General features: G+C 67.1%; 26 protein-coding genes and 1 pseudogene. 16 read left to right on the top strand and 11 right to left on the bottom strand.

Features of this window, described 5'->3' with window-relative positions:
* Nucleotides 1-7 precede the first annotated feature (7 nt).
* The 3 genes from QP512_RS04540 to QP512_RS04550 all read left to right on the top strand — a co-directional run bounded on the left by QP512_RS04540 (nt 8) and on the right by QP512_RS04550 (nt 4,179).
* Nucleotides 8-394 carry a DUF2946 family protein gene (locus QP512_RS04540; RefSeq protein ID WP_286071107.1) on the top strand — a complete coding sequence of 129 codons (387 nt, stop codon included), beginning with the start codon at nt 8-10 and terminating at the stop codon, nt 392-394.
* A gap of 129 nt (nt 395-523) precedes the next feature.
* Nucleotides 524-2,662, top strand: a complete 2,139-nt coding sequence (locus QP512_RS04545) for a TonB-dependent receptor (protein ID WP_286071108.1) — start codon at nt 524-526, stop codon at nt 2,660-2,662.
* 11 nt (nt 2,663-2,673) lie between these two features.
* Nucleotides 2,674-4,179 carry a PepSY domain-containing protein gene (locus QP512_RS04550; protein WP_286071109.1) on the top strand — a complete coding sequence of 502 codons (1,506 nt, stop codon included), beginning with the start codon at nt 2,674-2,676 and terminating at the stop codon, nt 4,177-4,179.
* Between the two features lie 9 nt (nt 4,180-4,188).
* Here the strand turns inward: QP512_RS04550 and QP512_RS04555 are convergent, their stop codons facing one another.
* Together QP512_RS04555 and QP512_RS04560 are read right to left on the bottom strand one after the other, a co-directional pair.
* Entirely contained in the window at nt 4,189-5,322 is a 1,134-nt protein-coding gene (locus QP512_RS04555; RefSeq protein ID WP_286071110.1) for an MFS transporter, read from the bottom strand.
* An 11-nt stretch (nt 5,323-5,333) separates the two neighbouring features.
* Complete coding sequence (locus QP512_RS04560; RefSeq protein WP_164082440.1) at nt 5,334-6,110, bottom strand: DeoR/GlpR family DNA-binding transcription regulator; 777 nt, start codon at nt 6,108-6,110, stop codon at nt 5,334-5,336.
* Between the two features lie 159 nt (nt 6,111-6,269).
* On the opposite strand from QP512_RS04560, the gene smqnr reads away from it, so the two are divergent.
* The gene (gene smqnr / locus QP512_RS04565) at nt 6,270-6,917 is read left to right on the top strand and encodes a SmQnr family pentapeptide repeat protein (RefSeq protein ID WP_286071111.1); all 648 of its coding nucleotides are present in this window, start codon (nt 6,270-6,272) and stop codon (nt 6,915-6,917) included.
* A 3-nt stretch (nt 6,918-6,920) separates the two neighbouring features.
* Here smqnr and QP512_RS04570 read toward each other — a convergent pair.
* Nucleotides 6,921-7,166, bottom strand: a pseudogene (locus tag QP512_RS04570) (methyltransferase); the annotation flags it as partial.
* A 98-nt stretch (nt 7,167-7,264) separates the two neighbouring features.
* Entirely contained in the window at nt 7,265-8,644 is a 1,380-nt protein-coding gene (locus QP512_RS04575) for a PLP-dependent aminotransferase family protein (protein WP_286071112.1), read from the bottom strand.
* 131 nt (nt 8,645-8,775) lie between these two features.
* On the opposite strand from QP512_RS04575, the gene QP512_RS04580 reads away from it, so the two are divergent.
* Nucleotides 8,776-9,639, top strand: a complete 864-nt coding sequence (locus QP512_RS04580) for a DMT family transporter (protein WP_286071113.1) — start codon at nt 8,776-8,778, stop codon at nt 9,637-9,639.
* Between the two features lie 272 nt (nt 9,640-9,911).
* Here the strand turns inward: QP512_RS04580 and QP512_RS04585 are convergent, their stop codons facing one another.
* Nucleotides 9,912-10,316, bottom strand: a complete 405-nt coding sequence (locus QP512_RS04585) for a GFA family protein (protein ID WP_164082436.1) — start codon at nt 10,314-10,316, stop codon at nt 9,912-9,914.
* A gap of 172 nt (nt 10,317-10,488) precedes the next feature.
* On the opposite strand from QP512_RS04585, the gene QP512_RS04590 reads away from it, so the two are divergent.
* Together QP512_RS04590 and QP512_RS04595 are read left to right on the top strand one after the other, a co-directional pair.
* Nucleotides 10,489-11,463 carry a DUF4105 domain-containing protein gene (locus tag QP512_RS04590; RefSeq protein ID WP_164082468.1) on the top strand — a complete coding sequence of 325 codons (975 nt, stop codon included), beginning with the start codon at nt 10,489-10,491 and terminating at the stop codon, nt 11,461-11,463.
* Nucleotides 11,463-13,484, top strand: a complete 2,022-nt coding sequence (locus QP512_RS04595) for an alpha/beta hydrolase (RefSeq protein WP_286071114.1) — start codon at nt 11,463-11,465, stop codon at nt 13,482-13,484. The genes QP512_RS04590 and QP512_RS04595 overlap by 1 nt, the downstream gene beginning before the upstream one ends.
* Before the next feature lie 38 nt (nt 13,485-13,522).
* Here the strand turns inward: QP512_RS04595 and QP512_RS04600 are convergent, their stop codons facing one another.
* Nucleotides 13,523-14,944: an MFS transporter gene (locus QP512_RS04600; protein WP_286071115.1), complete on the bottom strand. Its 1,422-nt coding sequence runs from the start codon at nt 14,942-14,944 to the stop codon at nt 13,523-13,525.
* A gap of 29 nt (nt 14,945-14,973) precedes the next feature.
* Between QP512_RS04600 and soxR the strand changes: the two genes are divergently transcribed.
* The gene (gene soxR / locus QP512_RS04605; RefSeq protein WP_164082433.1) at nt 14,974-15,408 is read left to right on the top strand and encodes a redox-sensitive transcriptional activator SoxR; all 435 of its coding nucleotides are present in this window, start codon (nt 14,974-14,976) and stop codon (nt 15,406-15,408) included.
* A 48-nt stretch (nt 15,409-15,456) separates the two neighbouring features.
* Here soxR and QP512_RS04610 read toward each other — a convergent pair whose 3' ends face one another.
* On the bottom strand, nt 15,457-16,059 hold the full coding sequence (locus QP512_RS04610) for a short chain dehydrogenase (protein ID WP_164082432.1): 603 nt from the start codon (nt 16,057-16,059) through the stop codon (nt 15,457-15,459).
* A gap of 98 nt (nt 16,060-16,157) precedes the next feature.
* On the opposite strand from QP512_RS04610, the gene QP512_RS04615 reads away from it, so the two are divergent.
* Nucleotides 16,158-17,033: a LysR family transcriptional regulator gene (locus QP512_RS04615; protein ID WP_286071116.1), complete on the top strand. Its 876-nt coding sequence runs from the start codon at nt 16,158-16,160 to the stop codon at nt 17,031-17,033.
* Between the two features lie 59 nt (nt 17,034-17,092).
* Here the strand turns inward: QP512_RS04615 and proC are convergent, their stop codons facing one another.
* Both proC and QP512_RS04625 read right to left on the bottom strand, forming a co-directional pair.
* Complete coding sequence (gene proC, locus QP512_RS04620; protein ID WP_286071117.1) at nt 17,093-17,914, bottom strand: pyrroline-5-carboxylate reductase; 822 nt, start codon at nt 17,912-17,914, stop codon at nt 17,093-17,095.
* Nucleotides 17,915-17,932: 18 nt separating this feature from the next.
* Nucleotides 17,933-18,610, bottom strand: a complete 678-nt coding sequence (locus QP512_RS04625) for a YggS family pyridoxal phosphate-dependent enzyme (RefSeq protein ID WP_164082429.1) — start codon at nt 18,608-18,610, stop codon at nt 17,933-17,935.
* 87 nt (nt 18,611-18,697) lie between these two features.
* Here QP512_RS04625 and QP512_RS04630 point away from each other — a divergent pair, with 87 nt between their 5' ends.
* The 3 genes from QP512_RS04630 to QP512_RS04640 all read left to right on the top strand — a co-directional run bounded on the left by QP512_RS04630 (nt 18,698) and on the right by QP512_RS04640 (nt 22,304).
* Entirely contained in the window at nt 18,698-19,735 is a 1,038-nt protein-coding gene (locus QP512_RS04630; protein WP_004147099.1) for a type IV pilus twitching motility protein PilT, read from the top strand.
* Between the two features lie 147 nt (nt 19,736-19,882).
* Entirely contained in the window at nt 19,883-20,977 is a 1,095-nt protein-coding gene (locus tag QP512_RS04635; RefSeq protein WP_049411044.1) for a PilT/PilU family type 4a pilus ATPase, read from the top strand.
* A 343-nt stretch (nt 20,978-21,320) separates the two neighbouring features.
* Nucleotides 21,321-22,304: an aldo/keto reductase gene (locus tag QP512_RS04640; protein WP_164082428.1), complete on the top strand. Its 984-nt coding sequence runs from the start codon at nt 21,321-21,323 to the stop codon at nt 22,302-22,304.
* Nucleotides 22,305-22,359: 55 nt separating this feature from the next.
* Here the strand turns inward: QP512_RS04640 and QP512_RS04645 are convergent, their stop codons facing one another.
* Entirely contained in the window at nt 22,360-23,259 is a 900-nt protein-coding gene (locus tag QP512_RS04645; protein WP_164082427.1) for a LysR family transcriptional regulator, read from the bottom strand.
* Nucleotides 23,260-23,540: 281 nt separating this feature from the next.
* Here QP512_RS04645 and QP512_RS04650 point away from each other — a divergent pair, with 281 nt between their 5' ends.
* Together QP512_RS04650 and QP512_RS04655 are read left to right on the top strand one after the other, a co-directional pair.
* A complete protein-coding gene (locus QP512_RS04650) occupies nt 23,541-23,753 on the top strand; it encodes a DUF4287 domain-containing protein (RefSeq protein WP_164082426.1) in 213 nt (70 codons plus the stop codon).
* Nucleotides 23,754-23,864: 111 nt separating this feature from the next.
* Nucleotides 23,865-24,572: a YitT family protein gene (locus tag QP512_RS04655; protein ID WP_029379885.1), complete on the top strand. Its 708-nt coding sequence runs from the start codon at nt 23,865-23,867 to the stop codon at nt 24,570-24,572.
* 83 nt (nt 24,573-24,655) lie between these two features.
* Here QP512_RS04655 and QP512_RS04660 read toward each other — a convergent pair whose 3' ends face one another.
* A complete protein-coding gene (locus tag QP512_RS04660; RefSeq protein WP_164082424.1) occupies nt 24,656-25,201 on the bottom strand; it encodes a DNA-3-methyladenine glycosylase I in 546 nt (181 codons plus the stop codon).
* Between the two features lie 88 nt (nt 25,202-25,289).
* Here QP512_RS04660 and QP512_RS04665 point away from each other — a divergent pair, with 88 nt between their 5' ends.
* Together QP512_RS04665 and ruvX are read left to right on the top strand one after the other, a co-directional pair.
* Nucleotides 25,290-25,856: a YqgE/AlgH family protein gene (locus QP512_RS04665; RefSeq protein WP_005408377.1), complete on the top strand. Its 567-nt coding sequence runs from the start codon at nt 25,290-25,292 to the stop codon at nt 25,854-25,856.
* A 19-nt stretch (nt 25,857-25,875) separates the two neighbouring features.
* Nucleotides 25,876-26,343 carry a Holliday junction resolvase RuvX gene (ruvX, locus tag QP512_RS04670; RefSeq protein WP_286071989.1) on the top strand — a complete coding sequence of 156 codons (468 nt, stop codon included), beginning with the start codon at nt 25,876-25,878 and terminating at the stop codon, nt 26,341-26,343.
* Nucleotides 26,344-26,353 lie beyond the last annotated feature (10 nt).

The raw sequence follows: 26,353 nt of genomic DNA on the forward strand, positions 1-26,353 counted from the left end.
GCTAGCCATGCTGCTGGTGCTGCTTGCCCCGCTGGTGAGCCGCGGGCTGGCGCAGGGGCACGTTGCAGTGGCTGTGCCGGTGGCGGCGATGGATCATTCCCAGCATGCGCAGCATGCGATGGAAGGCCATCACGACCATCATGCGATGGCGATGCAGCATGGCGACGCGGCATCGAGGCCTGCTGTCGATCCACACGCCGATCATGAAATGGGCGTGGACTGCGACTACTGCCTGATCGCCGCACGGCTGATCACCCTGCTGGTGGCGGCATTGCTGCTGCTGGCACCGGTGGTATCGATATGCCATGCGTTGCAGGGTGCGGTGCAGGCGTTGCCGCAGCGGGTCAGCGGCACATTGGGAGCGCGCGGGCCACCGGCCTTCATGGCTGCCTGAGCCACACGCGCGGTGCATTGATCGTGCTTCCATGAGGTTGCCGGCTACGGCCGGCGCCCGCACGCGCGTGCTTGTCCCTTTCTGATTGCTGCCCTGCCATTGCGGGGTGGCCTTGCATGCCGTGAAAAAATGAAAACGAACCCCAACCCCGCGCGCCTGCGCCGGGCGACGCTGCCTGTCCTGTGCGCGCTGCTCCTGCATGCCGCGCCCCTGCTTGCCGCCGACGCGGCACCACCGACCACGCTGGATACCGTACGCGTGGTCGATACCCGCAGCGGCGAGCTGTCCTCCACCACCAGTGCAGGCTCTGCGTTGGGCCTGAGCGTTCTGCAGACGCCGGCCAGCCTGACGGTGATTTCGCGCGAGCAACTGGAGCAGCGCGGCGATAGCAACCTCAACGATGCGATCAGCCGCGCCGGTGCGATCAGTGCGATGCCGCACCCGGGCAACGGTCTGAGTGCGCTGTCCAGCCGTGGCTTCACCGATGGCGCGTCAGTGATGCGCCTGTACGACGGGCTGCGCCAGTACGGCGGCGTGGGCATCACGTTCCCGTTCGATACCTGGTCCATCGAGCGCATCGAAGTGCTGCGCGGTCCGGCCTCGGTCATTCATGGCGATGGCGCCATTGGCGGGGTGATCAACATCGTGCCGAAGAAGCCTTCGCGCGGTGCCATCGAGAACGAGATCAGCGTGACCGTGGGCAGCGAGGACACCGCGCGCCTTGGCTTCGGCAGCGGTGGCGCGCTGACGCCGGAGCTGGCCTATCGAGTCGACGTGAGCGGCAACTACAGCGGTGGCTGGGTTGATCGCGGGCGCAGCAGTGATGCCACCTTCTCCGGCGCACTGTTGTGGCAGCCACGCACGGACCTGAAGCTGACCCTGACCCATGCGCAGGGCCACCAGAAACCGATGCGCTACTTCGGTACGCCGTTGGTGGATGGGCGTCAATTGGACGCGCTGCGTCACCGCAATTACAACGTGGAGGACAGCGAGATCCGCTACCGCGACCGCTGGACCCAGCTGGATGCGCTGTGGACGCCGACCTCGAACGTGGAATGGCGCACACGCGTCTACCAGATCGACAGCCAGCGCGACTGGCGCAATGCCGAGACCTATGTCTACAACCCGCGAACCGGGTTGATCGACCGCTCGGGCAATACCCAGATCACCCACAACCAGGACCAGACCGGGCTGAACTCGACGCTGCGCGTGCGGGGCAGCGTGGGTGGCGTGCAGAACAGCTTTGCCGTGGGCCTGGACGCCAACCGTGCGCACTTCAAGCACACCAACAATACCTATGCCGGCAGCTCCGGCCCGGTCGATCCGGTCCATCCGGCGCCGGGCCAGTTCGCCAGCGATGCGCCGAATCTGCCGCGCTATCGCAACGGTGCCGAGCAGTACGCGCTGTTCGTGGAAGACCACCTGACGCTGAGCGAGCGTTGGTCGGTGCTGGGTGGGTTGCGGCATGACCGCGCGCACATCGACCGCACCGATCTGATCAGCGGCCAGAGCGCATTCTCGAAGACCTACAGCAGCACCGGCTGGCGTGCAGGCACCGTATTCGTGCTGCAGCCGACGCTGAGCCTCTATGCGCAGTACTCACAGGCGGCGGACCCGGTCAGCGGCCTGCTGATGATCAGCCCAGCCAACGGTGCCTTCGACTTGGCCAAGGGGCGGCAGGTCGAGGTGGGCCTCAAGCAGGCGTTTGACGGTGGCGAGTGGACCCTGGCGGCCTATCGCATCCGCAAGACCGGCTTGCTCAGCCGCGATCCGCTGGTACCGGATCGCCGGGTACAGGTGGGCGCGCAGACCTCGCGCGGTATCGAGGCATCGTTGAACTGGGCCTTCGCGCCGCGGTGGTCGCTTGATGCCAATGCCACGGTGCTGAAGGCCGGGTTCGAGGACTTCCTGGAAACCACCGGTTCGCCACCGGTACTGGTCTCGCGCGATGGCAACGTGCCGCCGAACGTGGCCGAGCGTCTGGCCAATGTCTGGCTGAGCTGGCAGTTTCTGCCAGACTGGAGCGCGGCTGGGGGCGTGCGTTACGTCGGCAAGCGCTACGCCGACAATGCCAACACCCTGGAGCTGCCCGGTTACAGCACCACGGACCTGGCACTGACCTGGCAGGCGGCGCCGCGCACGCGCGTGTCCGCGCGCCTGTTCAACGTGTTCGACAGGGCGTACTACGCCACGGCGTACTACACCAGTACCCAATGGCTGCTGGGACCGGATCGGCGCGTCGAGTTCACCGTCGACCATCGGTTCTGAGGGCACTGGCCATGTCGTTGCGATCCACTGCCAAGCGCTGGACCTATCTGGTGCACCGCTGGCTGGGCATCGGCGGATGCCTGTTGATGCTGCTGTGGTTCGTCAGCGGCATGGTGATGCTGTTCATTGGTTACCCGAAGTTGACGCCCGGCGAGCGCCTGGCGGCGTTGCCGGTCCTGGGCGACGCACACGGGCTGCTTGGATTGTCGGCATTGCCGGCGACGGTGCAGGCTGAGCCGGAAAGCGTGGCGCTGACGACGCTGCGTGGAGAGCCCGCTTATGTAGTGCGTAGTGGTCGCCACGGGGGCGCATGGTCGGCGCAGAACGGGCAAGCCCTGCTGCCGGTTTCCGCGCAGCGTGCCGAAGCGTCGGCCGCGCAGTTCGCCGGTGGGCAGGCCTTCGTTGGCGCGATGCGCGTGGATGAGGACCGCTGGACCCATTCGCGCGCGCTGGATGCGCATCGGCCGCTTTACCGGGTCGAGGTGGGGGGTGCGCAGCCAGGGGATGTGTATGTGTCCTCGCACACGGGTGAAGTGGTGCTGGACGCACCACGCGTGCAGCAGCGCTGGAACTACGTGGGCGCATGGCTGCACTGGCTGTACTTCCTGCGCATGCAGTCGGTCGACCCGGTGTGGACGTGGCTGGTGATCGTGCTGTCCGCCCTGTGCACGATGGCTGCCGTCAGCGGCATCGTGGTGGGCGTGTGGCGCTGGCGCTTCCGCGGGCACTACCGCACTGGCGCGAAGACGCCGTATGTGGAGTCGTGGATGCGCTGGCACCACCTTATCGGCTTGATGGCAGCGGCCTTTGTGTTCACCTGGATCTTCAGCGGGCTGATGTCGATGAATCCGCTGGGTGTGTTCAGCAGTGCACGCGGGGCGATCGACGTGGCGCGTTATCGCGGCGATGTGGTGGCGCTGGATGGCGCGCTGGCTGAGCCGGCGGCATTGCTGTCTGCAGTCGACGATGCGCGGTTCACGCCGGTGGAGATCCAGTGGCGACGCATCGGCGGTGAGCTGTTCGCCGTGTTGCTGGATGGGAAGGGCGAATCCCGCATCGTGTCCAGCGCGGAAGGCGGGTTGCGGGTGTTGCAGTATCTGCCTGCGGGCTGGCTGCAGCAGAAGGCGCGCGCCATGTCTGATGCGCCGATGCGGGCGTTCGCGGTCCAGCATGCTGCGGATGCGTACTTCTACCCGCGTGCACCGGAAGCCATGAACGGTGCAGCCGTACGCCGCTTCCCGGTGGCGGTGGCGGACTTCGGTGATGCCGAGGCGACGCGCGTCTATCTCGACCTGGCCACCGGCGACCCGCTGCTGACGATGGGACATCGCGAGCGTGTCGGGCGCTGGCTGTTTTACTTCCTGCACAGCTGGGATCTGCCGGCGATGCTGCGCTTCAACGCCGCCCGGTTGGCTTTTCTGCTGTTGTTGAGCATTGCGGGTACGGCGTTGTGTGCGACGGCCGCGGTGATCGGCTACCGCCGGTTGCGGATGAAGCTGCGGCGCAGGCGACGTTGACGCACCGGATCAGACCCGCAGCCAGCGCGTGGACACCGCCACCAACAGCAAGGCCACGGCCACGCCGATGAACGCAGCGATCAGACCGAAGTGGTTGGCGGCGAAACCGATCAGTGCCGGCCCAGCGAGAATGCCGGCAAAGCCCAGTGTGGAAACGGCGGTGATCGCCAGCGCGCCCGGCATGTGGTGCTGGTGGCCGGCCAGCGAGAACAGCGCCGGCGCGACGTTGGCGCAGCCGAGGCCGACCAGCACGTATCCGGCCAACGATATCTGCCACGGCGTGACCAGGGTCAGCACCAGTACGCCGCTGGCAGCGAGCAGTGCACCGAACACGATCGCGCGTTGGCGTCCCACGCGCGAGACCAGTGCATCGCCGAACAGACGGGCGACGGTCATGGTCAGGGTGAAGGTCACATAGCCGATGCCTGCCAGGCTGGCATCGACGCGACGTACATCGGTAAGGAACACCGCGCTCCAGTCCAGCATCGCGCCTTCACCCAGGAAGGCGACGAAGGCCAGTACGCCAATGAACAGCACGATGCCGTGTGGCATCGCCAGCATCGGGGTGTCATGGGACATGCGTTCGCTGTGCCAGTACGACGCCGACAGCAGCATCACCAGCAGCATGGCGGCAACACCGATCAGTACCGATGCCAGCGGTGGCAGCTGCGCGGACATCAGCACGGTCATTGTGGCCGCGCCGAGGAAGCCGCCGATGCTGAAGAAGGCATGGAAGCCGGACATCATCACGCGCCGTGCCTCGCGCTCGACGATCACCGCCTGTACGTTCATCGTGCAGTCCATCGCACCCACGGCGGCACCAAACACGAACAGCACCAGGCCCAGCGCCCACGCCGAGCTGGCCAATACCAGGCCGGGCACCGTCAGGCAGATCAGCAGGCTGCTGGCCACCATCACCCGGCGGCAGCCCAGGCGCGCGGCCAGCACGCCCGACAACGGCATGGCCAGCAGCGAACCCGCTCCGAGGCAGAGCAGCACCAGGCCCAACGTGGCGTCGTTGATGTCGGTGCGCGCCTTGGCGAACGGCACCAGCGTGGCCCACAGCGCGGTGGCGAAGCCGGGAATGAAGAACGCAGCGCGGGTCGCGTGCTGTTCGGCACGCGCGCGGTGGGGGAGGGACATTGAAAGTGTGCTCACGGCGGAGTGGGGTGTACCGCGATACCGGCGGCGCGGAAGCGGGCGGCCAGTGCCGGTGGTGCCGATGTGGTCAGCACCAGGTCGTCGATTTCGTCCAGGCTGGCGATCTGCCAGTGGCCGCGGGCACCCAGTTTTTCCGTGGTGGCGGCGACGATGATGCGGCTGCTGCAGGCCACCATCGCGCGCTTCAGCGTGGCTTCTTCGGCATCCATCGCCCACACTCCGGTGTCACCGTCCACCGCGCAGGGGCCGGGCAGGTACACGTCGGCACGCAGGCGCTGCACCTGGGCCAACGCCTCGGCGCCGACCGCACCGCCACCGCTGGCCAGGCGCCCGCCGATCAGCTGCACCGAGGTGCCTTCGAGCATGCTGGCGGCGGTGGCGATCTGCGGGGCGTTGGTGATCACCGTCAGGCCAAGGGCGGCCGGCAATTGCTGGGCGATAGCCAGGTTGGTTGAACCGGCATCGAGCAGTACGACCTGGCCGGGGTGCAGCAGCGCGCAGACGCGGGCGGCCAGCTCGGCCTTGTCGCTGCGGTCGCGGGTCAGGCGCTCGCGCAGCGGGCGTTCCTTCGGTGGCGGCAGCACGGCGCCGCCGTAGACACGCTGGCACAGGCCCTGCGCAGCCAGCTCGCGCAGGTCGCGGCGGATCGAATCTTCGGAGACGGCATAGCGGCGCGCCAGTTCGGCGGCGACCACGCGGCCGAACTGGCGCAGTTCCTCGAGGATCTGCCGGGTGCGCTGGGCGGGGAGGGGGCTGGGATCGGAGCTCATGCCGCAAGTCTGCGCGTTCGTGCATAAACGTGCAACAACATGCACATGGCCGTGGGCGACACAGGTCGGCTGGACTGCCGGTGAATCCGCCCGCGCCTACGTCTATGGATCGCTCTCCCAGCCCGGCATCATGGCGGGGCACCTGGCATGGAATCCCTGATGTCCCCCACCGTTCACCGCAATCTGCGCATCGGCGCGAACCAATACACCGGCCAGAAAGTGGTCGACCAGCAGTTCCACGAATGCGATTTTTCCGGTGCCGACCTGACCGCCACCGAGTTCATCAACTGCAGCTTCTACGATGCCGACAGCCGCGCCGGCTGCCGCTTCAACGGCGCCATGCTGAAGGAAGCCAGTTTCCGCAGCTGCGACATCAGCATGTGTCACTTCAATTTCATCAAGGCGTTGGGCCTGGAGATCAGCGAGTGCCGCGCGCAGGGCGCGGATTTCAGCAACGCCAGCTTCATGAACCAGATCACCGCGCGCAGCGGGTTCTGCAGTGCGTTCATCAAGAAGTCGAACCTGCGCTATGCCAACTTTTCGCGGGTGACGCTGGAGAAGTGCGAGCTGTGGGAGAACCGTTGGGACGGTGCGAACGTGAGCGGCGCCAGCTTCGCCGGTTCGGACCTGTCCGGAGGCCAGTTCGAGGGCATCGACTGGAACAGCGCGAACTTCACCGACTGCGACCTGACCAACTCGGAGCTGGGCGAGCTGGACCTGCGCAGCACCAATCTGCGCGGCGCCACGCTGGATGTGCAGCAGGTGGCGCTGTTGATGCAGCGCATCGGCATCACGGTGGTGCCGTAGGCATCACCCTGCGTACGCCACCCAGCCCCTGAAGCTGAAGCCTGCGTAGAACAGCTCCACATCGTCGAAGCCGGCCTCCTGCAGCAGGGCGACCTCCTGCTCGGGCGCCAGCAGCGGCAGCCGCTCGGCAATGGCTTCGACCGCGCGCCGTGCATCGGCGTGTGCCACGCCGGATGCTTCAGCGAACGCCGCGTAGCGCTGCAGCCAGCGCAGCTTGCCGGCCGGATCCTGCGGCACGCTGTGATGCGCCGCGGCGCGCAAGTGGCATTGCGTGCCGCTGCCGCATCGTCGCGGCCAGTTGCCGGGCGTGCGCGTGGTGGCGGATGCGATGGTCCCGCATTGCCAGCTCAACGCAGCGCGCGCGCCAGCACCTGCCAGATCCTCGGGTCCTGGCACTGCGAAACGTTGAAGCGCAGATAGTCGGCCGCGCGCTGCGATTGGCTGAAGGCGTTGCCCGGGGCCAGCACGATGCCTTCGCGCAGGCATTGCCGTGCCAGCGCAGCGGCGTCGCGGCCATCGGGAAGCTGGCACCAGAGGAACAGGCCGGCTTCCGGTTGCAGCCACGGCGTGATGCCCAGCGTGTGCAGTTTCCGCAGTGTGTGCCGGCGCGCATCAGCCAGGCGCGAGCGCACCGATTGCATGTGGCGACGATAGCCGCTGTCGGTCAGCGCGATGCGCATCAGCTGCATCGCCAGATGGCCACCGCCGAAGCTGGTGGCCAGCTTCAGGTCGGTCAGCGCTTCGATCCAGTCGTGGCGTGCAGCGATGTAGCCACAGCGCGAAGCGGCCGACAGGGTCTTGGAGAAACTTCCGACGTGGATCACTCGCGACAGCCCATCGAGCGCGGCCAGTCGCGGCGCCGGCTGCAGTTCGAAGTCGGCGAAGATGTCGTCCTCGACGATGATCAGTTCGCTGCGTTCGGCCAGGCCCAGCAGGCGGTGTGCGGTGCTCGCGGAAAGCACCGCGCCGGTCGGGTTGTGCAGGCCGGAATTGGTGATGTACAGCCGCGGCGAATGCGCCTGCAAGGCCTGCGCGAATGCTTGAAGATCCGGGCCGGTGTGCGTGTAGGGCACACCCACCGCTTGGACCTGGTGTGCCTTCAGCAGCGCGTGGTAATTGAAGTAGCTGGGATCATCGACCAGCACGCAGTCGCCGGGCTTGAGCAGGAAGCGGCAGATCAGGTCGACCGCATGGGTACCCGATTCAGTCAGCAGGATCTTCTCCATCGGTGCGTCGATGCCCAGCGTAGCGCTGCGCCGTTGCAGCAGCTGGCGCAATGCGGGCAACCCGAGTGGGCCCGCGTAGTCGACCAGATGCGCGGCATCGACACGCGCCAGCCGACGCAGGCCACGGCGCATGCCGTCCTGGTACAGCCAGTCGCTCGGCATCCAGCCACAGCCTGGCTTGAGGTGCCCGGCCGGCGTTTCCAGCGATTGCCGCGATACCCACAGCGGGTCGACCGCGCGATCCAGCCGCGGTTCCATTTCGGCCAGCGCGAGCGGTGCGGCCGGCCCGCTGACGTAGAAGCCCGACCCGGCACGCGCGCTGATCAGCCCTTCGGCGGCCAGGCGCTCGTAGGCCTCGACCACGGTGGAGACCGACACGCCCATCGTTGCCGCCTGCGCGCGTACCGAAGGCAGGCGCGAGCCGGGGCCATCCACCCGTGCACTGATGCGGGCGCGCACGGTCTGGATGACCGATTCGATGCGGGTAAGTGGGCGTGACATGGCGAAAGTGTGCTGGAAGTGTCGGCAGTACAGTTATTTGAAACTGTACTGGATTGTAGCTGGGGGGCGGGGCCCGCAGGTGCTTCCATGGAGATCCCGCCGGGCGCCGCCCGGCACCCCGGAGCACAGGCGTGGAACGGTCGGCGAGTGGTTGGATCAATGGATTCATTGGCGTGGTGATCTTTGCCGGCTCGCTGCCGGCCACGCGCCTGGCGGTGCTGCAGCTGGACGCCGGATTCGTCACCGCTGCCCGCGCCACCATCGCTGCGGTCCTCGGCCTGGGCCTGCTGCTGATACTGCGCCAGCCTTGGCCACGGCGCAGCGACCTGCCCGGTCTGGCGCTGGTCAGCCTCGGCGTGGTGGTTGGCTTCCCGCTGCTGACCGCGCTGGCCCTGCGTCATGCGTCGTCCGCACACACCATCGTGTTTCTGGGGCTGTTGCCGCTGAGCACTGCCGTGTTCGGCGTGCTGCGCGGTGGCGAGCGGCCGCGCCCGGCGTTCTGGTTGTTCTCGTTGCTGGGCAGCGCCTGCGTGGTCGCCTATGCCGCGCGCAACGGCATTGAAGCCTCGTTGCAGGCCGACCTGCTGATGCTGGCGGCGATCGTGGTATGCGGCCTCGGTTACGCCGAGGGTGGCCGGCTGGCCCGCCACCTGGGCGACTGGCAGGTGATCAGCTGGGCGTTGCTGCTGGCGATGCCGGCGATGCTGCCTTTGGCGCTACTGATGCGCCCGGCCTCGTTCACGGCGGTGGGCGCCACGGCGTGGTGGGCGCTGGGCTACGTCGCAGTGTTCAGCATGCTGCTCGGCTTCCTGTTCTGGTATCGCGGGCTGGCGCAGGGGGGCATCGCCGCCGTCGGACAGCTGCAGCTGCTGCAGCCGTTCTTCGGCCTGGCTCTGGCCGCACTGCTGCTGCACGAGTCGGTCAGCCTCAGCATGGTGCTGGTGACCGTGGTTGCCGTGATCTGCGTGGCAGGCGCCCGTCGCTTCAGCCGCTGACCTGCGGTGGCTTGCCGTCATCCCGTTGTCGTTTCCCGATCACGCCGCCTATGCCCGCCCGGGCCTAGTGTTGATCGTCCCCGTCCCCCACGGAGACCCGCCATGTGGCTGCTCGACCATCTCTGGCCCGGCCGTAAGCCGCTTCCTTCCCCGGTCGTGGACGTACCGCAGGCACCGCCCCGCCGGCCCTGGCTGAAACGACCCGCACGGGCGGGACGCAGCGGCATGGCGCCCTGGCAGAAGGTCGCCGCGCCGCTACGGCGCACCCACCACTAGGCGATGCGGTCGGCCGGGTGGTTCACCCCGTCGTTGACCGGGATCACGCCCAGAGCGAACGGATCGATACCTTCCAGGCAGGCCACGTTATAGCCGTACTGGTCAGGGTTGGAGCGCCGCCGGTGATGGGTGTAGATGCCGCACACGCCGCAGAAATAGTGCTCGGCCACGTGCGTGTTGAACTGGTACAGCTGCAGGTGGCCCTGCCCGCGCACCACCTGCAGGCCCGCGCGGGCAACGCTGGCGGCGATGGCGCCCCGGCGCCGGCACATCGAGCAGTCGCAGCGGCGCGGGTCGACGATGCCATCGGGCAGGTCCAGCAGCAGTTCGACCGTGCCGCAGTGGCAGGTCGCGCGGTGCTGGGGTTGGACCGGAACGCCGGCCACGGACGTGATACCCATCGTTGCTCCTGTGCAGTGGAAACGGATCGCCTCGACCGTCGCAGACGGTGCGCCGGCGTGCCTGAACGGACCGTAGATGCCACGCTGATGCGGCTTGTGGCTAACTATGCGGCTTGAAGACCGCGACAGGATGCCAGTGAAAGCCGCAGGACGTTGGATGACAGGAAGTGCCATGGCGCTGGCGGCGCTGTGGGTGACCGGGTTGCTGGCGTATCAGTTGCCGGGGCCGGGCTGGCTGAGCACCAGCGTGGCCGTGCTGTGGCTGCTGGTTGCACTGGGGGTGTCGTGGCGGGTTGCGCGAGGCCTAGCCACGCGCCGCCTGGGCATGGCATTCGGGGGCGCGTTGGCGCTGGCCGCGCTGTGGTGGCTGTTGCTGACCCCGCGCCAGGACCGGGTGTGGGCCGATGACGTGGCCCAGCGCCTGCACGTGGTGTCCTTCGATGGCCGCCGCGTGGTGTTCGACAACGTGCGTGATTTCACGTGGCGCACCGAGAACGATTACGACGCGCACTGGGTGCGCCGCGCGTACGACCTGGACCAGCTGCGCTCGGCCGACCTCGTCCTGTCGTACTGGATGGGACCGGCCATCGCCCATACGCTGGTCTCGTTCGGTTTCGAGGATGGCCGCCATGTGGTGTTCTCGCTGGAGATCCGCAAGGAACGCGGTGAATCGTTCTCGGCGCTGGGCGGCTTCTTCCGCAAATTCGAGATGACCCTGGTGGCCTCGGAGGAGACCGATATCATCCGCACCCGCACCAACGCGCGCGGCGAGGATGTCTACCTGTACCGGCTGCACGGCATGGACCACACGCAGCTGAAGGCACTGTTCGCGGCCTACATCGAACAGGCGCGTGAACTGGATGCGAAACCGGGCTTCTACAACACGCTGACCAGCAACTGCACCACCATCGTCTTCGACCTGGCCCGCCACATCGCGCCGCGCCTGCCGCTGGACTACCGGCTGCTGCTGTCCGGCTATCTGGCCGAGTATGCGCAGGAGGTCGGCGCGCTTGCTCCGGGCGTGCCGTACGCCGAACTGCATGACAAGGGACGCATCACCCAGCGTGCGCTGGACCTGGGCGATGGCCCGCACTTCTCCACCGTGATCCGCCAGGGCGTGCCCGGCACCGAGCAGGACCCGCAGTAATGACCCACTCCTTCCCGTCCCGCTGGCAGCGCCTGCTGCCGGTGTTGTTCGCCGCCTTCCTGCTGCTGGGCAGCAGCGGCTGCGCGATGGTCACCGTCAAACAGGTCACCTCCAGCGATTCGCTGGTCAACAAGCGTGCCGACGTGCTCAACACCGGCAAGCTCAGCCCGGCCGCGCGCGAGACGCTCAGCGCAGCAGGCCTGGACGAGTCGCAGTGCGAAAAGGACTTCCTGGTCTGTCGCAGCACGCTGCTGATGACCGACGATCTCAATGTCGAGCAGCGGTTGTCGGCGCTGTCCGAACTGTGGGTGAAGGCAGCGCTGGCGCTGACCCCGAAGAAGACCGCTGCCGGCGATCCGCCGATGAGCGATGCGGCGCTGGATGCCTGGCTGGAAGCGGCGCGTTACGCGTACGCGTATCTGTTCTACAGCGGCAGGTCCCCATCCGACCGTGCCTTCGAGGACCGGCAGACGCAGGTGCGCGACTACTACAACTACGCGGCCGAGAAAGCAGCGGTGGTGCTGTTCGTGCGTGCGCGTGGGGCGGCACTTGCCGGCGAGGACTACACGAAGCCGGTCTCGGTCGGCAGCTGGTCGCTGGCCTCCAACTACCAGCAGTTGAACCTGAAGAGCATCCCGGCGCAGCTGGTGCCGGCCGGTACCGTCAGCTTCGTCGGCCTGCGCAGCACCTATCGCCGCGATGGTTTCGGCGCCGAGCTGGTGATGGTGATGGATCCGCCGAAGCTGGTCGCACCGGTGATCTCACCCGATGGCCCGAAGGCCGAGAGCACGCAGGACGACGGCGACGACGCGCACCGTGGCCGCCGCCATCGCCATGACGACGCGGTGCCCGAGTTCAGCGAGATGTCCTCGATCAACGTTACCGCGCTGCTGCGCTTCGAGGGCAGCAGCCTGGAAGACGTGATGCGCACGCGCCGGGTCGAGCTGGATGCCTATTCGCCGGAAGCCACCGAGCGCATCACCCTGCACGGCGAACAGGTGCCTCTGGCCGGCAACTTCACGGCTGCCTACGGCCTGTGGCTGGCGCAGAGTGGCTTCGCGCGGCAATCGCTGCGCACCCTGTTCGGCATGAGCGAGGGCATCGGCGAACCGCACATCTACCTGATGCAGCCTTGGGACCCGAACCGGCGCATCATCTTCATGCTGCATGGCCTGGCCAGCAGCCCGGAAGCATGGGTGAACCTGGCCAACGAGATCATGGGTGATCCCGAGCTGCGCCAGCAGTTCCAGGTCTGGCAGGTCTACTACCCGACCAATGCGCCGATCGCACTGAACCGCTACGAGATCGCCAATGCGTTCAACGATACGCTGAAGCATTTCGACCCCAACGGCAGTACGCGTGCATCGAAGGACATGGTCTACATCGGGCACAGCATGGGCGGCGTGCTGGCGCGCCTGCTGGTCAGCGATTCGGGCGACGTGCTGTGGAATGACCTGCTGGCCAACTACGACCTGAAGGGTGAGCGCCTGAAGCGGGTGCAGAACAAGCTGGGGCCGTTGCTGCACTTCAAGGCCCAGCCGAACGTGGAGCGTGCGATCTTCATCGCAGCGCCACACCAGGGCACCGACATCGCCGGCAACAAGGTTGGCCGCCTGATCGGTCGCCTGGTGCGCCTGCCGCTGACCATTCTCGGCAAGTTCGAGGATGTGTTCATGGCGCTGGCGCAGGCCGAACAGCAGGTTGATGGCACCGCCAAGCCGAAGATCCCCAACAGCATCGACAACCTCAAGGCCAGCGATCCGTTCGTGAAGGCGGCCGCGCAGCTGCCGATCGAAGCGGGCCTGAAGTACCACTCGATCATCGCCCAGCGCAAGCCGGAACTGCCGGTTGAGAAATCCGATGACGGGCTGGTGCCGTACTGGAGTGCACACCTGCCGGGCGCGCTGTCGGAGAAGGTGATCATTTCCGGCCACAGCGTGCAGGAGACCCCGCAGGCGGTGCTGGAAGTGCGCCGCATCCTGCACCGGGACATCGATGACATGGGGACTGGCACCCGGTAGTGCCGGCCGCTGGCCGGCAATCCCGCAATGCGGCATCGCTACACCCGCCTGGCGATCAGCGTGGCCAGCATGGCCAGGCCGAAGGTGATCACCAGGCACAGCAGGTAGCCGGTGTGTGGTGCCGATTCCACGAACAGCGCGAACAAGGCGCCGGAAACCGCCAGCGCGGTGGTCACTGACAGCGCTTCGCTCAGCTGCAGTGCCGAGGTATTGGCACCCTGCTCATGCGGCGCCGACAGCGACAGCGTCAGCACCGACAGGCTGGCGTAGATCATGCCCATGCCGAAGCCGGTCACGGCCCAGCCAAGCAGCGACACCGGCAGGGGCACCACGTTGAACAGCACCGCCAGCGTGGCGGTGATGCCGACGGTCATCAATGACGTACCCGTGCGCAGCAGCTGCTGGCGCGACCAGCCGCGCTGCTGGTGGCCCTGCAGCCATGAACCGGCGAACCAGCCTAGCGCGCCGAGGCTGAGCACGGCGCCGGCCCAGCTGGGCGACAGTCCGCGTTCGCGCTGCAGCAGCAGCGGCAGATAGGCCTCGCACGCGAAGAACGCTGCAGCCGCGATGCCACGCAGCGCGATCACGCTGGGCAGGCCACGGCGCAGCATCAATGTGCCGGCCGGCAGCAGACGGTGCACGCAGAACAGCAGCGCCAGCATCGCCATGCCGATACAGAGCAGGGCCGCTGCTCCCTGCTGCTGGCCGCCGAAGTACACCAACAACGCTGCCAGCGAGGCACCGCTGGCCCAGCGCACCACCTTGCCGCCTCCATCATCGGCGCTGCCGGCAGGACTGGGCTGCATGCGTGCCAACGCAGGGCGCAGCAGCAGGGCCGCCGGAACCGCCAGCAATGGCACCGCAAGGAACACCCAGCGCCAGCCCAGGTGCTGCACGATCAGGCCGCTCAACGCCGGGCCGACCATCGATGGCACCACCCAACCGGCCGAGAAGGCGGCGAATACCTTCGGCCGCAGGTGCTCGGGGTAGCTGCGGCCGACCATCACGTACAGCGAAACCGAGATCGCGCCCGCGCCGAGGCCCTGCAGCAGCCGCCCCGCCACCAGCATGCCCATGCGCATCGCGAAGCCGGCCAGCAGCAGGCCCAGCACGAAGCAGCCCAGGCCGTACCACAACGGTCGCGCCGGGCCATGGCGGTCGGCCCAGCGTCCGGCCAGGGTCATGCCGATCACACTGGTGGCCAGGGTACCGCCGAAGGCAAGGGCGTACAGGCGCAGGCCGTCCAGTGCCACGGCCACGGTCGGCATGGCGGCGGCCACCGCCAAGGCCTCGAAGGCGTGCAGCGCGACCAGCGCGACCATGCCGAGGGTGGTCGCGCGGTAGCGCGCTGACAGGATCGAGGAGTCGGCCGGCAGACTGGCGTCGGCGGGTGAGAGAGTCTGGGTCATACGGGTCGGATGCGGGCCGCGCTTGTCAACAGGCAGCGAAGATAGCAGCATGACACCTCAACTGCAGTTGAGGTCAAGCAATGGTGTCCCAGGAACTGAGCGTTGGCGAAGTCTCCCAGCGCAGTGGCGTGGCGGTTTCGGCGCTGCATTTCTACGAGCGCAAGGGGCTGATCAGCAGCCTGCGCACTTCGGGCAACCAGCGCCGCTACAGCAGGGATGTACTGCGCCGGCTGGCGGTGATCCGCGTGGCGCAGCGCGTGGGCATGCCGTTGGACGCGGTCGGCCGTGCGTTCGAAAGCCTGCCCGATGGTCGCGCACCGACCAAGGCGGACTGGGCCAAGTTGTCCGCGCGCTGGCGCACCGAGCTGGAAGAACGCATCCACATGCTGCAGCTGCTGCGCGATGAACTGACCGGTTGCATCGGTTGCGGCTGCCTGTCGCTGCAGCGCTGCCGCCTGGCCAACCCGGGCGACGTGCTGGGCGAACGCGGCGATGGCCCGATGCGCTGGGAGTGAGCGAAGAAAGGGTCGCGCTCCCGGTAGCACCGGGCCATGCCCGGCGGATCACCAGACCGTGATCGTCTCGCCGCTCTGGATGCCTTCCACCGCGCGCTGGAAGGCCAGTGCGGCGCGTTGCGCGCTTACCGCTTCAAAGCCCGGGAAGTAGGGGCCGTAGGCCGCCATGGATTCGATCAGCACGTTCGGGCTGACCACGTTGATGCGCAGGCCGCGCGGCAGCAGCTCGAGTGCGGCGGCACGCACGAAGCCTTCCAGTGCGGCATTCACCGAGGTGGCGTTGACGCCGTCGCGGATCGGTTGTGCGCTGACGATGCCGCTGGTCAGGGTGATCGAGCCGCCGCTGTTGAGATGGTGCTGCGCGGCCAGTGCCAGCCGCACCTGGCCCAGCAGCTTGTCCTGCAGGCCCAGGTTGAACTGCTCGGGCGTCATGTCCTGCAGCGGACCGAAGTGCAGTTTGCCGGCGGTGGAGATCACCGCATCGACCGGCCCGGTGCGGGCGAACAGTTCGGCGACGCTGGCGTCGTCGGTCAGGTCGACGCGCAGTTCGCCGCTGTTGCGGCCGGCGGCGACAATCTGGTGCTGTTGGCCGAGCTGTCGGGCGACTGCCTGGCCGAGGGTGCCGCTGGCACCGACGAGGAGAATCTTCATGGCCGTTCCTTGCGTGAGGGAGTGAGCGCAGTCTGCGCCGTCACAGTGGGGTTGGGTAAGCCGCGTATGATTCGCAGATTCCTAACTCTGGATTAGTAATGGATACCCTTCGATGCATGCAGGCCTTCGTCGCGGTAGCTGAGCGCGGCAGCTTCGCTGGCGCCGCCGAACAGCTGCAGGTTTCGGCGGTGATGGTCGGCAAGTACATCCAGCAGCTGGAGGCGCACCTGGGCACGGCGTTGCTGCAGCGGAACACCCGCCGCCAACGCCTGACCGAAGCCGGCGGCGCCTACCTGGCCGGTTGCCGGCAGGTGCTGGAGCAGGTGCAGCAGGCCGAGGCGGATGTCGCAGGCCTTCAGGTGCAGCCGCGGGGCCTGCTGCGGGTCAGCGCGCCGACCACCTGGGGCAGCTGTGTGCTGGCGCCGCAGCTGGCCGGGCTGCTGCGCGCGCAGCCGCAGCTGAACATCGAGCTGGACCTGAGCAACCGCCGCGTGGACCTGATCGAGGACGGTTTCGACGTGGCGATCCGGGTCGGTCCCCTGCCGTCGCAGGAGGTGGTCGCGCGGCCGTTGCCGCCGTATGCAATGAGCCTGTGTGCATCACCGTCGTACCTGCGCCGACGCGGTACGCCACGTACACCCGCCGATCTGGAAGGGCACGATTGCCTGAGCCACCTGGCCTGGCGCGGCGGCCACGGCTGGCAGCTGGCCAACGGCGAGCAGGTCGATTGGGAAGCGCGGCTGACCTGCAATGATGGCTTCGCCTTGCGCGAAGCGGCCGTGGCCGGAGCAGGGCTGGTGCTGCAACCGACGGCGTTGCTGGCGGGCGAGATCGCAGCCGGGCGCCTGAAGCCGCTGCTGCGCGACTACCTGCCCGAACCCCGGCCGATGCACCTGATCTACCTGCCTGACCGCAGGCCGCGCCCGCGGTTGCAGTGCTTCGTCGATTTCGTCATGACCACACTGGGGCAATGAGCATCCACGCATGGCGTGGATGACGGTGGGTGCCGACCGTTGGTCGGCACGCATCGGGATCAATCATTCGCCGCAGACAGTTCCTGCCCACGCACCTGCGCAGCGCGCAGCGCCGTGTCCACCAGCGCCTCGAAGCCACCGGCCTGGAAGCTCTCGATCGCGGCCTGGGTGGTGCCGTTCGGCGAGGTCACGCGGCGTCGCAGTTCAGCCGGGTTCTCACCGGCTTCATCAAGCATGCGCGAGGCGCCCAGCAGGGTCTGCACCACCAGCGTGCGCGCGGTGTCGGCTGGCAGGCCCTGGGCAATGCCAGCCGCTTCCATCGCTTCGGCCAGCAGGAATACATAGGCCGGCCCACTGCCGGAGACGGCGGTGACCGAATCCATCAGTGTTTCGCTGTCGATCCACACGGTGCGCCCGGCGCTGGCCAGCACCTGCTCGGCCAGCGCGTGCTGTTGCGTATCGACCGACGGTGTGGCGTACAGACCGGTCACACCGGCGCCGAGCAGGGCGGGGGTGTTGGGCATCGCGCGCACTATCGGCAGATTGCCGCCCAGCCAGCGTTCCAGCTGCGCACTGGTGATGCCCGCGGCAATCGACACCACCAGCGGCCGGTTCGCCTGGGCCAGTTCCTGCAGCGACTGGCAGACATCGCGCAGCACCTGCGGCTTCACCGCCAGCAGCCAGGTACCGCCCTGTGCGGCGGCATCGGTTGCGTTGTCATGTACCTTCACGCCGAAATCGGCAGCCAGCGACTCGCGCAGTGCGGCCACCGGTTCGGCTACATGGATGTGCGCGGCCGGCATGCCCTGGCGGATCAGGCCGGCGATCAGGCTGCGCGCCATGTTGCCGCCGCCGATGAAGGTGATGGAATCAGCTGCCATGGAAATCTCCTTGAAAAGTCAGGCCGGGCGTGGGCGCGCACCGAACAGGGCGGTACCGATCCGCACCAGGGTGGCACCTTCGGCGATGGCTTCAGCGTAGTCGCCGCTCATGCCCATCGACAGCGTGTCCACCTGCGGGTGCTGGGCCGCCAGTGATTGGAAAAGTGTGCGCATGCGCACGAACGCGTCGTGGCGACGCTCGGCCTCGGGCCACGGCGCGGGAATCGCCATCAGCCCGCGCAGGCGCAGGTTCGGCTCGGCGGCAATCGCGGTGGCCAGTTCCTCCACCTGCTCCGGTGCGCAGCCGTGCTTGCTGGATTCGTCGTCGATGTTGACCTGGATGAGCACGTTCAGTGGGCCGCGCGCCACAGGGCGATGGCGCGCCAGTGCGGCGACCAGCTTGAGCCTGTCCACGCTCTGCACCCAGTCGAAGTGGAGGGCCACGGCCTCGGCCTTGTTCGACTGCAGGTGGCCGATCAGGTGCCACTCCAGCGCCAGATGCTGCAGCGCCTGCATCTTGGCCAGCGCTTCCTGCACATAGTTCTCGCCAAAGGCGTGCTGGCCCTGCGCGGCCAGCGCGGCCACGGCTTCGGCCGGCTGGGTCTTGGACACCGCCAGCAGGCGTGGGTCGGGCCTGCCCGCGGCCTCGGCGGCGGCATGCAGGTTGCTCAGGATCTGGGGCAGGGGAGTGGCCACGTAACGCGTTCCGTTGAATCAGGAGGCTATACTGCCGCCCGGGGAAAGATCCTTCCAGTCGAAGCCGTTATTGGGGAGTAGCCGCTCATGGATATCGCCGAACTGCTGGCGTTTTCCGTAAAGAACAAAGCGTCCGACCTGCACCTGTCCGCAGGCCTGCCGCCGATGATCCGCGTTGACGGCGACGTTCGCCGGATCAACATCCCGGCCCTGGACCACAAGCAGGTCCATGCGCTGGTGTACGACATCATGTCCGACAAGCAGCGCCGCGATTACGAGGAATTCCTCGAAGTGGACTTCTCCTTCGAGATCCCGTCGCTGGCGCGCTTCCGTGTGAACGCGTTCAACCAGAACCGTGGCGCCGGTGCGGTGTTCCGTACCATTCCGTCCGAGGTGCTCACCCTCGAGGACCTGGCCTGCCCGCCGCTGTTCCGTGAAGTGATCCAGCAGCCGCAGGGCCTGATCCTGGTGACCGGCCCGACCGGCTCGGGCAAGTCGACCACGCTGGCGGCGATGATCGACTACATCAACAAGAACGAATACGGCCACATCCTCACCGTAGAGGATCCGATCGAATTCGTGCACACCTCGCAGAAGTGCCTGATCAACCAGCGCGAAGTGCACCGCGATACGCATGGCTTCAACGAAGCACTGCGCTCGGCGCTGCGCGAGGATCCGGACATCATCCTGGTGGGCGAACTTCGCGACCTGGAAACCATCCGCCTGGCGCTGACCGCCGCGGAAACCGGCCACCTGGTGTTCGGCACCCTGCATACCAGCTCGGCGGCCAAGACCATCGACCGCATCATCGACGTGTTCCCGGCCGGCGAAAAGCCGATGGTGCGCTCGATGCTGTCCGAGTCGCTGCGTGCGGTGATCTCGCAGGCGCTGCTGAAGAAGGTCGGCGGCGGTCGTACCGCAGCGTGGGAAATCATGGTCGGCACCCCGGCCATCCGCAACCTGATCCGCGAGGACAAGGTGGCGCAGATGTACTCGGCCATCCAGACCGGCCAGCAGTACGGCATGATGACCCTGGACCAGCACCTGCAGGACCTGGTCAAGCGCAGCCTGATCACCCGCAACCAGGCCCGCGAGTACGCCAAGGACAAGCGCCTGTTCGAGTAAGGCGGGGCAACCACGGGCGGCGTGCACCAGTGCGGCGCCGCCCCCGTGCTGTTTCCTCCATCGACCGTTACCTGGTAAACCGCTTTCCGGGAGCCCGCCGTGAACACCACCGCGACCACCATCGATTTCACTTCGTTCCTCAAGCTGATGGCGCACCAGCGCGCCTCGGACCTGTTCATCACTGCGGGCATGCCGCCGGCGATGAAGGTCAACGGCAAGATCTCGCCGATCACGCAGACGCCACTGACGCCGCAGCAGAGCCGCGACCTGGTCCTCAACGTGATGACCCCGGCACAGCGCGAGGAATTCGAGAAGACCCACGAATGCAACTTCGCCATCGGCCTGTCCGGTGTCGGCCGCTTCCGTGTCAGCTGCTTCTACCAGCGCAACCAGGTCGGCATGGTGCTGCGTCGCATCGAGACGCGCATTCCGACCGTGGAAGAACTGAGCCTGCCGCCGATCATCAAGACGCTGGCGATGACCAAGCGCGGCATCATCCTGTTTGTCGGTGCTACCGGTACCGGTAAATCGACTTCGCTGGCGGCGATGATCGGCTACCGCAACCAGAACTCGACCGGCCACATCATCACCATCGAAGACCCGATCGAATTCGTGCACAAGCACGAGGGTTGCATCATCACCCAGCGCGAGGTCGGCATCGATACCGACAGCTGGGAGGCTGCGCTGAAGAACACCCTGCGCCAGGCGCCGGACGTGATCATGATCGGCGAGGTGCGTACCCGCGAGGGCATGGACCACGCCATCGCGTTCGCCGAAACCGGCCACCTGGTGCTGGCCACGCTGCATGCCAACAATGCCAACCAGGCGATGGACCGCATCGTCAACTTCTTCCCGGAAGACCGGCGCAACCAGCTGTTGATGGACCTGTCGCTGAACCTCAAGGGCGTGGTCGCGCAGCAGCTGGTGCCGTCGCCCGATGGCCGCTCGCGCAAGGTGGCGATGGAGATCCTGCTGGGCACGCCGCTGGTACAGGACTACATCCGCGACGGCGAGATCCACAAGCTGAAGGAAGTGATGAAGGACTCGGTCCAGCTGGGCATGAAGACTTTCGACCAGAGCCTCTTCGAGCTGTACCAGGCCGGCGAGATCAGCTACGAGGACGCGCTGCGCTACGCCGATTCGCAGAACGAGGTGCGCCTGCGCATCAAGCTCAGCCAGGGCGGCGACGCGCGCACCCTGTCGCAGGGCTTGGATGGCGTGGAGATCTCCGAGATCCGGTAACCTGCAGATCTGTAGAGTCGACTGTCAGTCGACTATCGCGCGCAGCGCGGGATTCTGCTGGCCGTTGGAAGAGCAGTCGACTAACAGTCGACTCTACAAGCGTGGAGCCCGGAGATCCGGTGACCTGCAGATCTGTAGAGTCGACTGTCAGTCGACTATCGCGCGCAGCGCGGGATTTTCCTGGCTGTTGGTGGAGCAGTCGATTAACAGTCGACTCTACCAGTCGACTCTACCGGGCGCGCTGCCGATTGATGAATTCCAGTCATGACCGACTGCCATCCAGTCGGTTCAATCCATTGCCGGTGCAGGCGTATCGTCAGCGCTCCCCCTCCGGAGCACGACGATGCAGACACGTGAACTCGGCCGCAGCGGCCTGAAGGTTTCCGCCCTCGGCCTGGGCTGCATGGGCCTGACCCATGCCTATGGCCAGCCGGTCGAGCGCAGCCAGGGCATCGCTCTGCTGCACGCTGCCGTGGAACGCGGCGTCACCTTCTTCGACACCGCCGAAGTGTACGGCCCGTACACCAATGAAGACCTGCTCGGTGAGGCCTTGGCGCCCTACCGCAGCAAGCTGGTGATCGCCACCAAGTTCGGCTTCAAGGATGCGCGCACCGATACCGGTCTGGACAGCCGCCCTGAAAACATCCGCGCGGTGGCCGAGGCCAGCCTGAAGCGCCTGCGCACCGACCATATCGACCTGTTCTACCAGCACCGCGTCGACCCGGACGTGCCGATCGAGGATGTGGCCGGCACCGTGCGCGACCTGATTGCCGAGGGCAAGGTCGGTCACTTCGGCCTGTCCGAGGCCAGCGCCGCTACCGTACGCCGCGCGCATGCGGTGCAGCCGGTGGCTGCGGTGCAGAGCGAGTACTCGCTGTGGTGGCGCGAGCCGGAGCGCGAATTGCTGCCGACCCTGCAGGAGCTGGGCATCGGCTTCGTGCCGTTCAGCCCGCTCGGCCGTGGCTTCCTGACCGGCGCGATCAACGCCGACACCACCTTCGACGCCAACGATTTCCGCAACAGCGTGCCGCGTTTCGAAGTGGAAGCGCGTCGCGCCAACCAGGCGCTGGTCGATCGCATCAGCACGATTGCCGCAGCACGCGGTGCGACCCCGGCGCAGGTGGCACTGGCGTGGCTGCTGGCGCAGGCTCCGTGGATCGTGCCGATTCCGGGCACGACCAAAATCCATCGCCTGGAAGAGAACCTGGGCGCCGCCGACCTGCAGCTGGCGCCAGAGGAACTGCAGCGCATCGCACAGGCGCTGGATGAAGTGTCGATCGTCGGCGAGCGCTACAACGCGCAGCGTGCGGCGCAAGCCAAGGGCTGACCACCGGGTGGGTGCAGGCTGTTGGTGGTGGGTGCGGACCGTTGGTCCGCACTCCTCAGCCCCCCATCGGCCCACGCAGCGCATCCAGCACCGTGCGCATCGCCACCGTTACATGCCGGCGCGACGGGTAGTACGCGTAGTAGCCATCGAAGTGCGGGCACCAGTCGTCCAGCACCGATTGCAGCCGGCCATCGTCCAGCATTGGCTGCACCTGGTCTTCCGGCAGCCAGGCCAGGCCGCTGCCGGCCAGCGCGGCGGCCCGGGTCATGCCCATGCTGTTGAAGATCCACTGGCCGCTCACGCGCACGCTCAGTTCGCTACCGTCCTGGCCGAAATCCCACGGCATCAGCCCGCCATGGGTGGGCAGGCGCAGGGTTACGCAGTTGTGCGCGGCCAGGTCGTCCGGGTGCCGGGGTACCACGTGTTGGCGGAAGTAGCTGGGTGCGCCGACCACGCGCATGCGCAGCGGCGGACTGACCGGCACGGCGATCATGTCGCGGGCCAGCCGCTCGCCCAGACGGATGCCGATGTCGTAGCGCTCGGCGACGATGTCGGCCAGTCCGTAGTCGGCGGTCAGTTCCACCTTGAGGTCCGGGTAGTGCTGCAGCAGCGGTGCCAACCGCGGCCAGGCGATGTATTCGGCGGCGTGGCCGGTGGCGTTGATGCGGATGGTGCCGGCCGGGCGCTCGCGATACTCGGCCAGCGCGGCCAGTCCGTCCTCGATCTCGGCCAGGCGCGGGGCAAGCGTTTCCAGCAGGTGGGCGCCGGCCTCGGTGGTGGACACGCTGCGCGTGGTGCGGGTCAGCAGGCGCAGGCCCAGGCGCTGCTCCAGGCCGCGCATGGCGTGGCTGAGCGCAGACTGGGAGACACCCAGCTGGGCGGCGGCCCTGGTGAAGCTGCCCGCGCGGGCAACGTGCACGAAGGCCTGCAGGTCGTTGAGGTTTTCACGGGGCATGAGGGAATGATACGGCCGGGCTGCGCCCGGCACCTGCCGAATCAAGGTCAACGGCAACGTCAAAAGCTGGCTTCCTGCCGGAGGCGGGATGGCTCAGGTTGCGGGGGACGGCGCACGTCCCCTACGGGGCCCGGCCCAGCCGCTGGCCGCTGTGCGTTCGGGCGCTTGCGAAGCAGTGCTTCGCAAGCAAAGCGCCCTTACCTCATTCTGTGTAGACGTGTGGGGATGTCGATTTCAGGGACTGTGGTCCGTCGAATGAATGACTTCGACGGGAGCTGCAGATGAGCACTGACACCAAGCCGAAAGGCCCGGCCTCGTATTTCCCCTCCATCGAAAAGACCTACGGTCAGCCGGTGGCGCACTGGTTCGGGCTGCTGGCCAAGAAGAAGGGGCTCAGGCACATGGAACTGGTCAGCTTCCTGAAGAGCGAGCACGGCCTGGGCCATGGGCACGCCAACGCGCTGGTGGCGCACCACCTGGTCGGCAAGGGGTAACCAACGGCCGGCGGAGGGCAGGGTGAAGCGCATTCAGCTGAACGATTTCATCTGCAACTGTCATGCGGATCGTGTCTAATAGCGCTCCCCACCTGCTGTTCCCCCACCCGCATGTCCCTTCCCTCCCATGGCCCCGCGCCGTGCGACGACGCTGACGGCCACCTGGTCACCGCCGGTCCGCTGACCCCGCCGCCCGACAGCGCCGGCACCACCGCCGATGAAAAAGCGCTGCGTCACTCGATTGCCGAGGACGTGCAGGGCATGGTGCTGGCCACCATGGTGGCCTCGCTGGGCCTGGCCATCTTTGCCAAGAGCGGGCTGATGATCGGCGGCATGGCCGGCATGGCATTCCTGCTGCATTACGCACTGGACTGGAACTTCGGCGTGGTGTTCGTGCTGGTCAACCTGCCCTTCTACTGGGTGGCGGTGCGGCGCATGGGCTGGGAATTCACCCTGAAGACCTTTGCCGCGGTCACCGCTTGTGGCGTGCTGACCGACCTGCTGCCGCGCTGGATCGATTTCTCGCACATCCACCCGCTGTACTCGGCCATCGTCGGTGGCGCGTTGTCGGGCCTGGGCATCCTGTTCTTCATCCGCCACCGTGCCAGCCTTGGTGGCATCGGCATCCTGGCGGTGTACCTGCAGCGCACCCGTGGCTGGAGCGCGGGCAAGGTGCAGATGTCCTACGACGCCTGCCTGATGGTGGCCGCGTTCTTCGTGCTGTCGCCGTCGAAGGTGCTGTACTCGGCCATCGGCGCGGTGGTGCTCAGCCTGGTGCTGATGTTCAACCACCGCCCGGGCCGTTACATGGGGGTGTGAGCGTTCAACGGCGGTGCCGGCCAGCGGCCGGCACTACCGGAACCCACGCGTGGTAGCGCCGGGCCATGCGCGCCGGATATCCATCAGCGGTCGGCGGCCTTCAGCCACGGCGGCGACAGCGTCAGCAGCCGCGCATGCACCGGGCAGTCCTCGGCATGCGCCCCCGGCAGGTAGCCGAGGCTCATCAGGAACTCGCCGGTGATCTCGCCACCGGTGAAGCGGAACGTCTTCTTGAACAGCTTCACCCAGTCGGCCTTGCTGCGCGGGTGATGCGCATCCAGCCACGCCGCGAAGCTGCCATGACTGGCCCGCAGCTGCTGGATCACCTGCGCGTTGTGGATGGCCGCCAGCACCTTCAGCCGGTTGCGGATGATGCCCGCGTCCGACAACAGGCGTTCGATGTCCTGCTCGGCATAGGCCGCCACGCGGTCCACATCGAAGCCGTCATAGGCTGCACGGAAACCCTCGCGTTTCTTCAGGATCGTTTCCCAGCTCAGGCCGGCCTGGTTGATCTCAAGCACCAGCCGTTCGAACAGCTCGCGCTCGTCACGCTGCGGGAAGCCGTACTCGTTGGCGTGGTAGTAGTCGTGCACCGGATGGCCCGGGGCGATGAGGCAGTAACCGGACACGTCGAACTCCTGCGCGGTGGGACGTCATTATGCGCGGCGTGACCGCCGGGTGGAGGCGCCCGGCGCGCCCAGCCGCTAGAATAGGGCCATGCCCGTAACGCCGACCTCCCTTGCCGATCACCTGCTCGTCGCGCTGCCGTCGCTGCTCGACGCGACCTTTGCCCGCAGCGTTGCGCTGATCTGCCAGCACGACGAGAACGGGGCGATGGGCGTGCTGGTCAACCAGCCGTCCGAATACACGCTGGGTGAAGTGCTTGCGCAGATGGATATCACCACCGGTGATGGCGACCTGCAGGCGCGCATGGTGCTCAACGGTGGTCCGGTGCATCCGGAACGCGGCTTCGTCATCCATGACGACGCACGGGCGTGGGATTCCAGCCTGACCGTGGGCGACGGCCTGTACCTGACCACCTCGCGCGACATCCTCGAAGCGATGGCACGTGGCGAAGGCCCGGCCAACGCTGTGGTAACCCTTGGCTGTGCCGGTTGGGGCGCGGGGCAGCTGGAAAGCGAGCTGTCCGAGAACAGCTGGCTGACCGTGCCGGCCGACGCCGAGCTGGTGTTCCAGCTGCCGCTGGAGCAGCGCTGGCAGGGAGCGGCCTCGCGTATCGGCGTGGACCTGTTCCGGCTGACGGATTACAGCGGCCATGTCTGAGCCGGCCGCGCCCGCACCGATATCGCCTGCCCCGGCGATTCGCCGTGACGGTACCGTTCTGGGTTTCGATGTCGGCTCGCGACGGATCGGCGTGGCAATCGGCAGTGCGTTCGCGTCGCATGCGCGCGCAGTGGCCGTGGTCGATGTGCACGGCAACGGCCCGGACTGGACCGCGATCGAACGCCTGCTCAAGGAATGGAAGCCCGACGGCCTGGTGGTCGGCGACCCGCTGACCCTGGATGGCCAGGACCAGCCCAACCGCAAGCGCGCGCAGGGCTTCGCCCGCCAGCTGCGGGAACGCTTCAAGCTGCCGGTGGTGATGATCGACGAGCGTTCCAGCTCGGTCGAGGCCGCCCGCCGCTTCGCTGTCGAGCGCGCCGAAGGGCGCAAGCGCCGCCGCGACGCGGCCGCCCTCGATGCCGTGGCTGCGGCGGTGATCATCGACCGCTGGCTGTCGTCCCCGGACGACGCCACCCCCATTCCCTGACTGCCCGACA

The organism is Stenotrophomonas sp. 57 (assembly GCF_030291075.1).
Lineage (GTDB): Bacteria > Pseudomonadota > Gammaproteobacteria > Xanthomonadales > Xanthomonadaceae > Stenotrophomonas.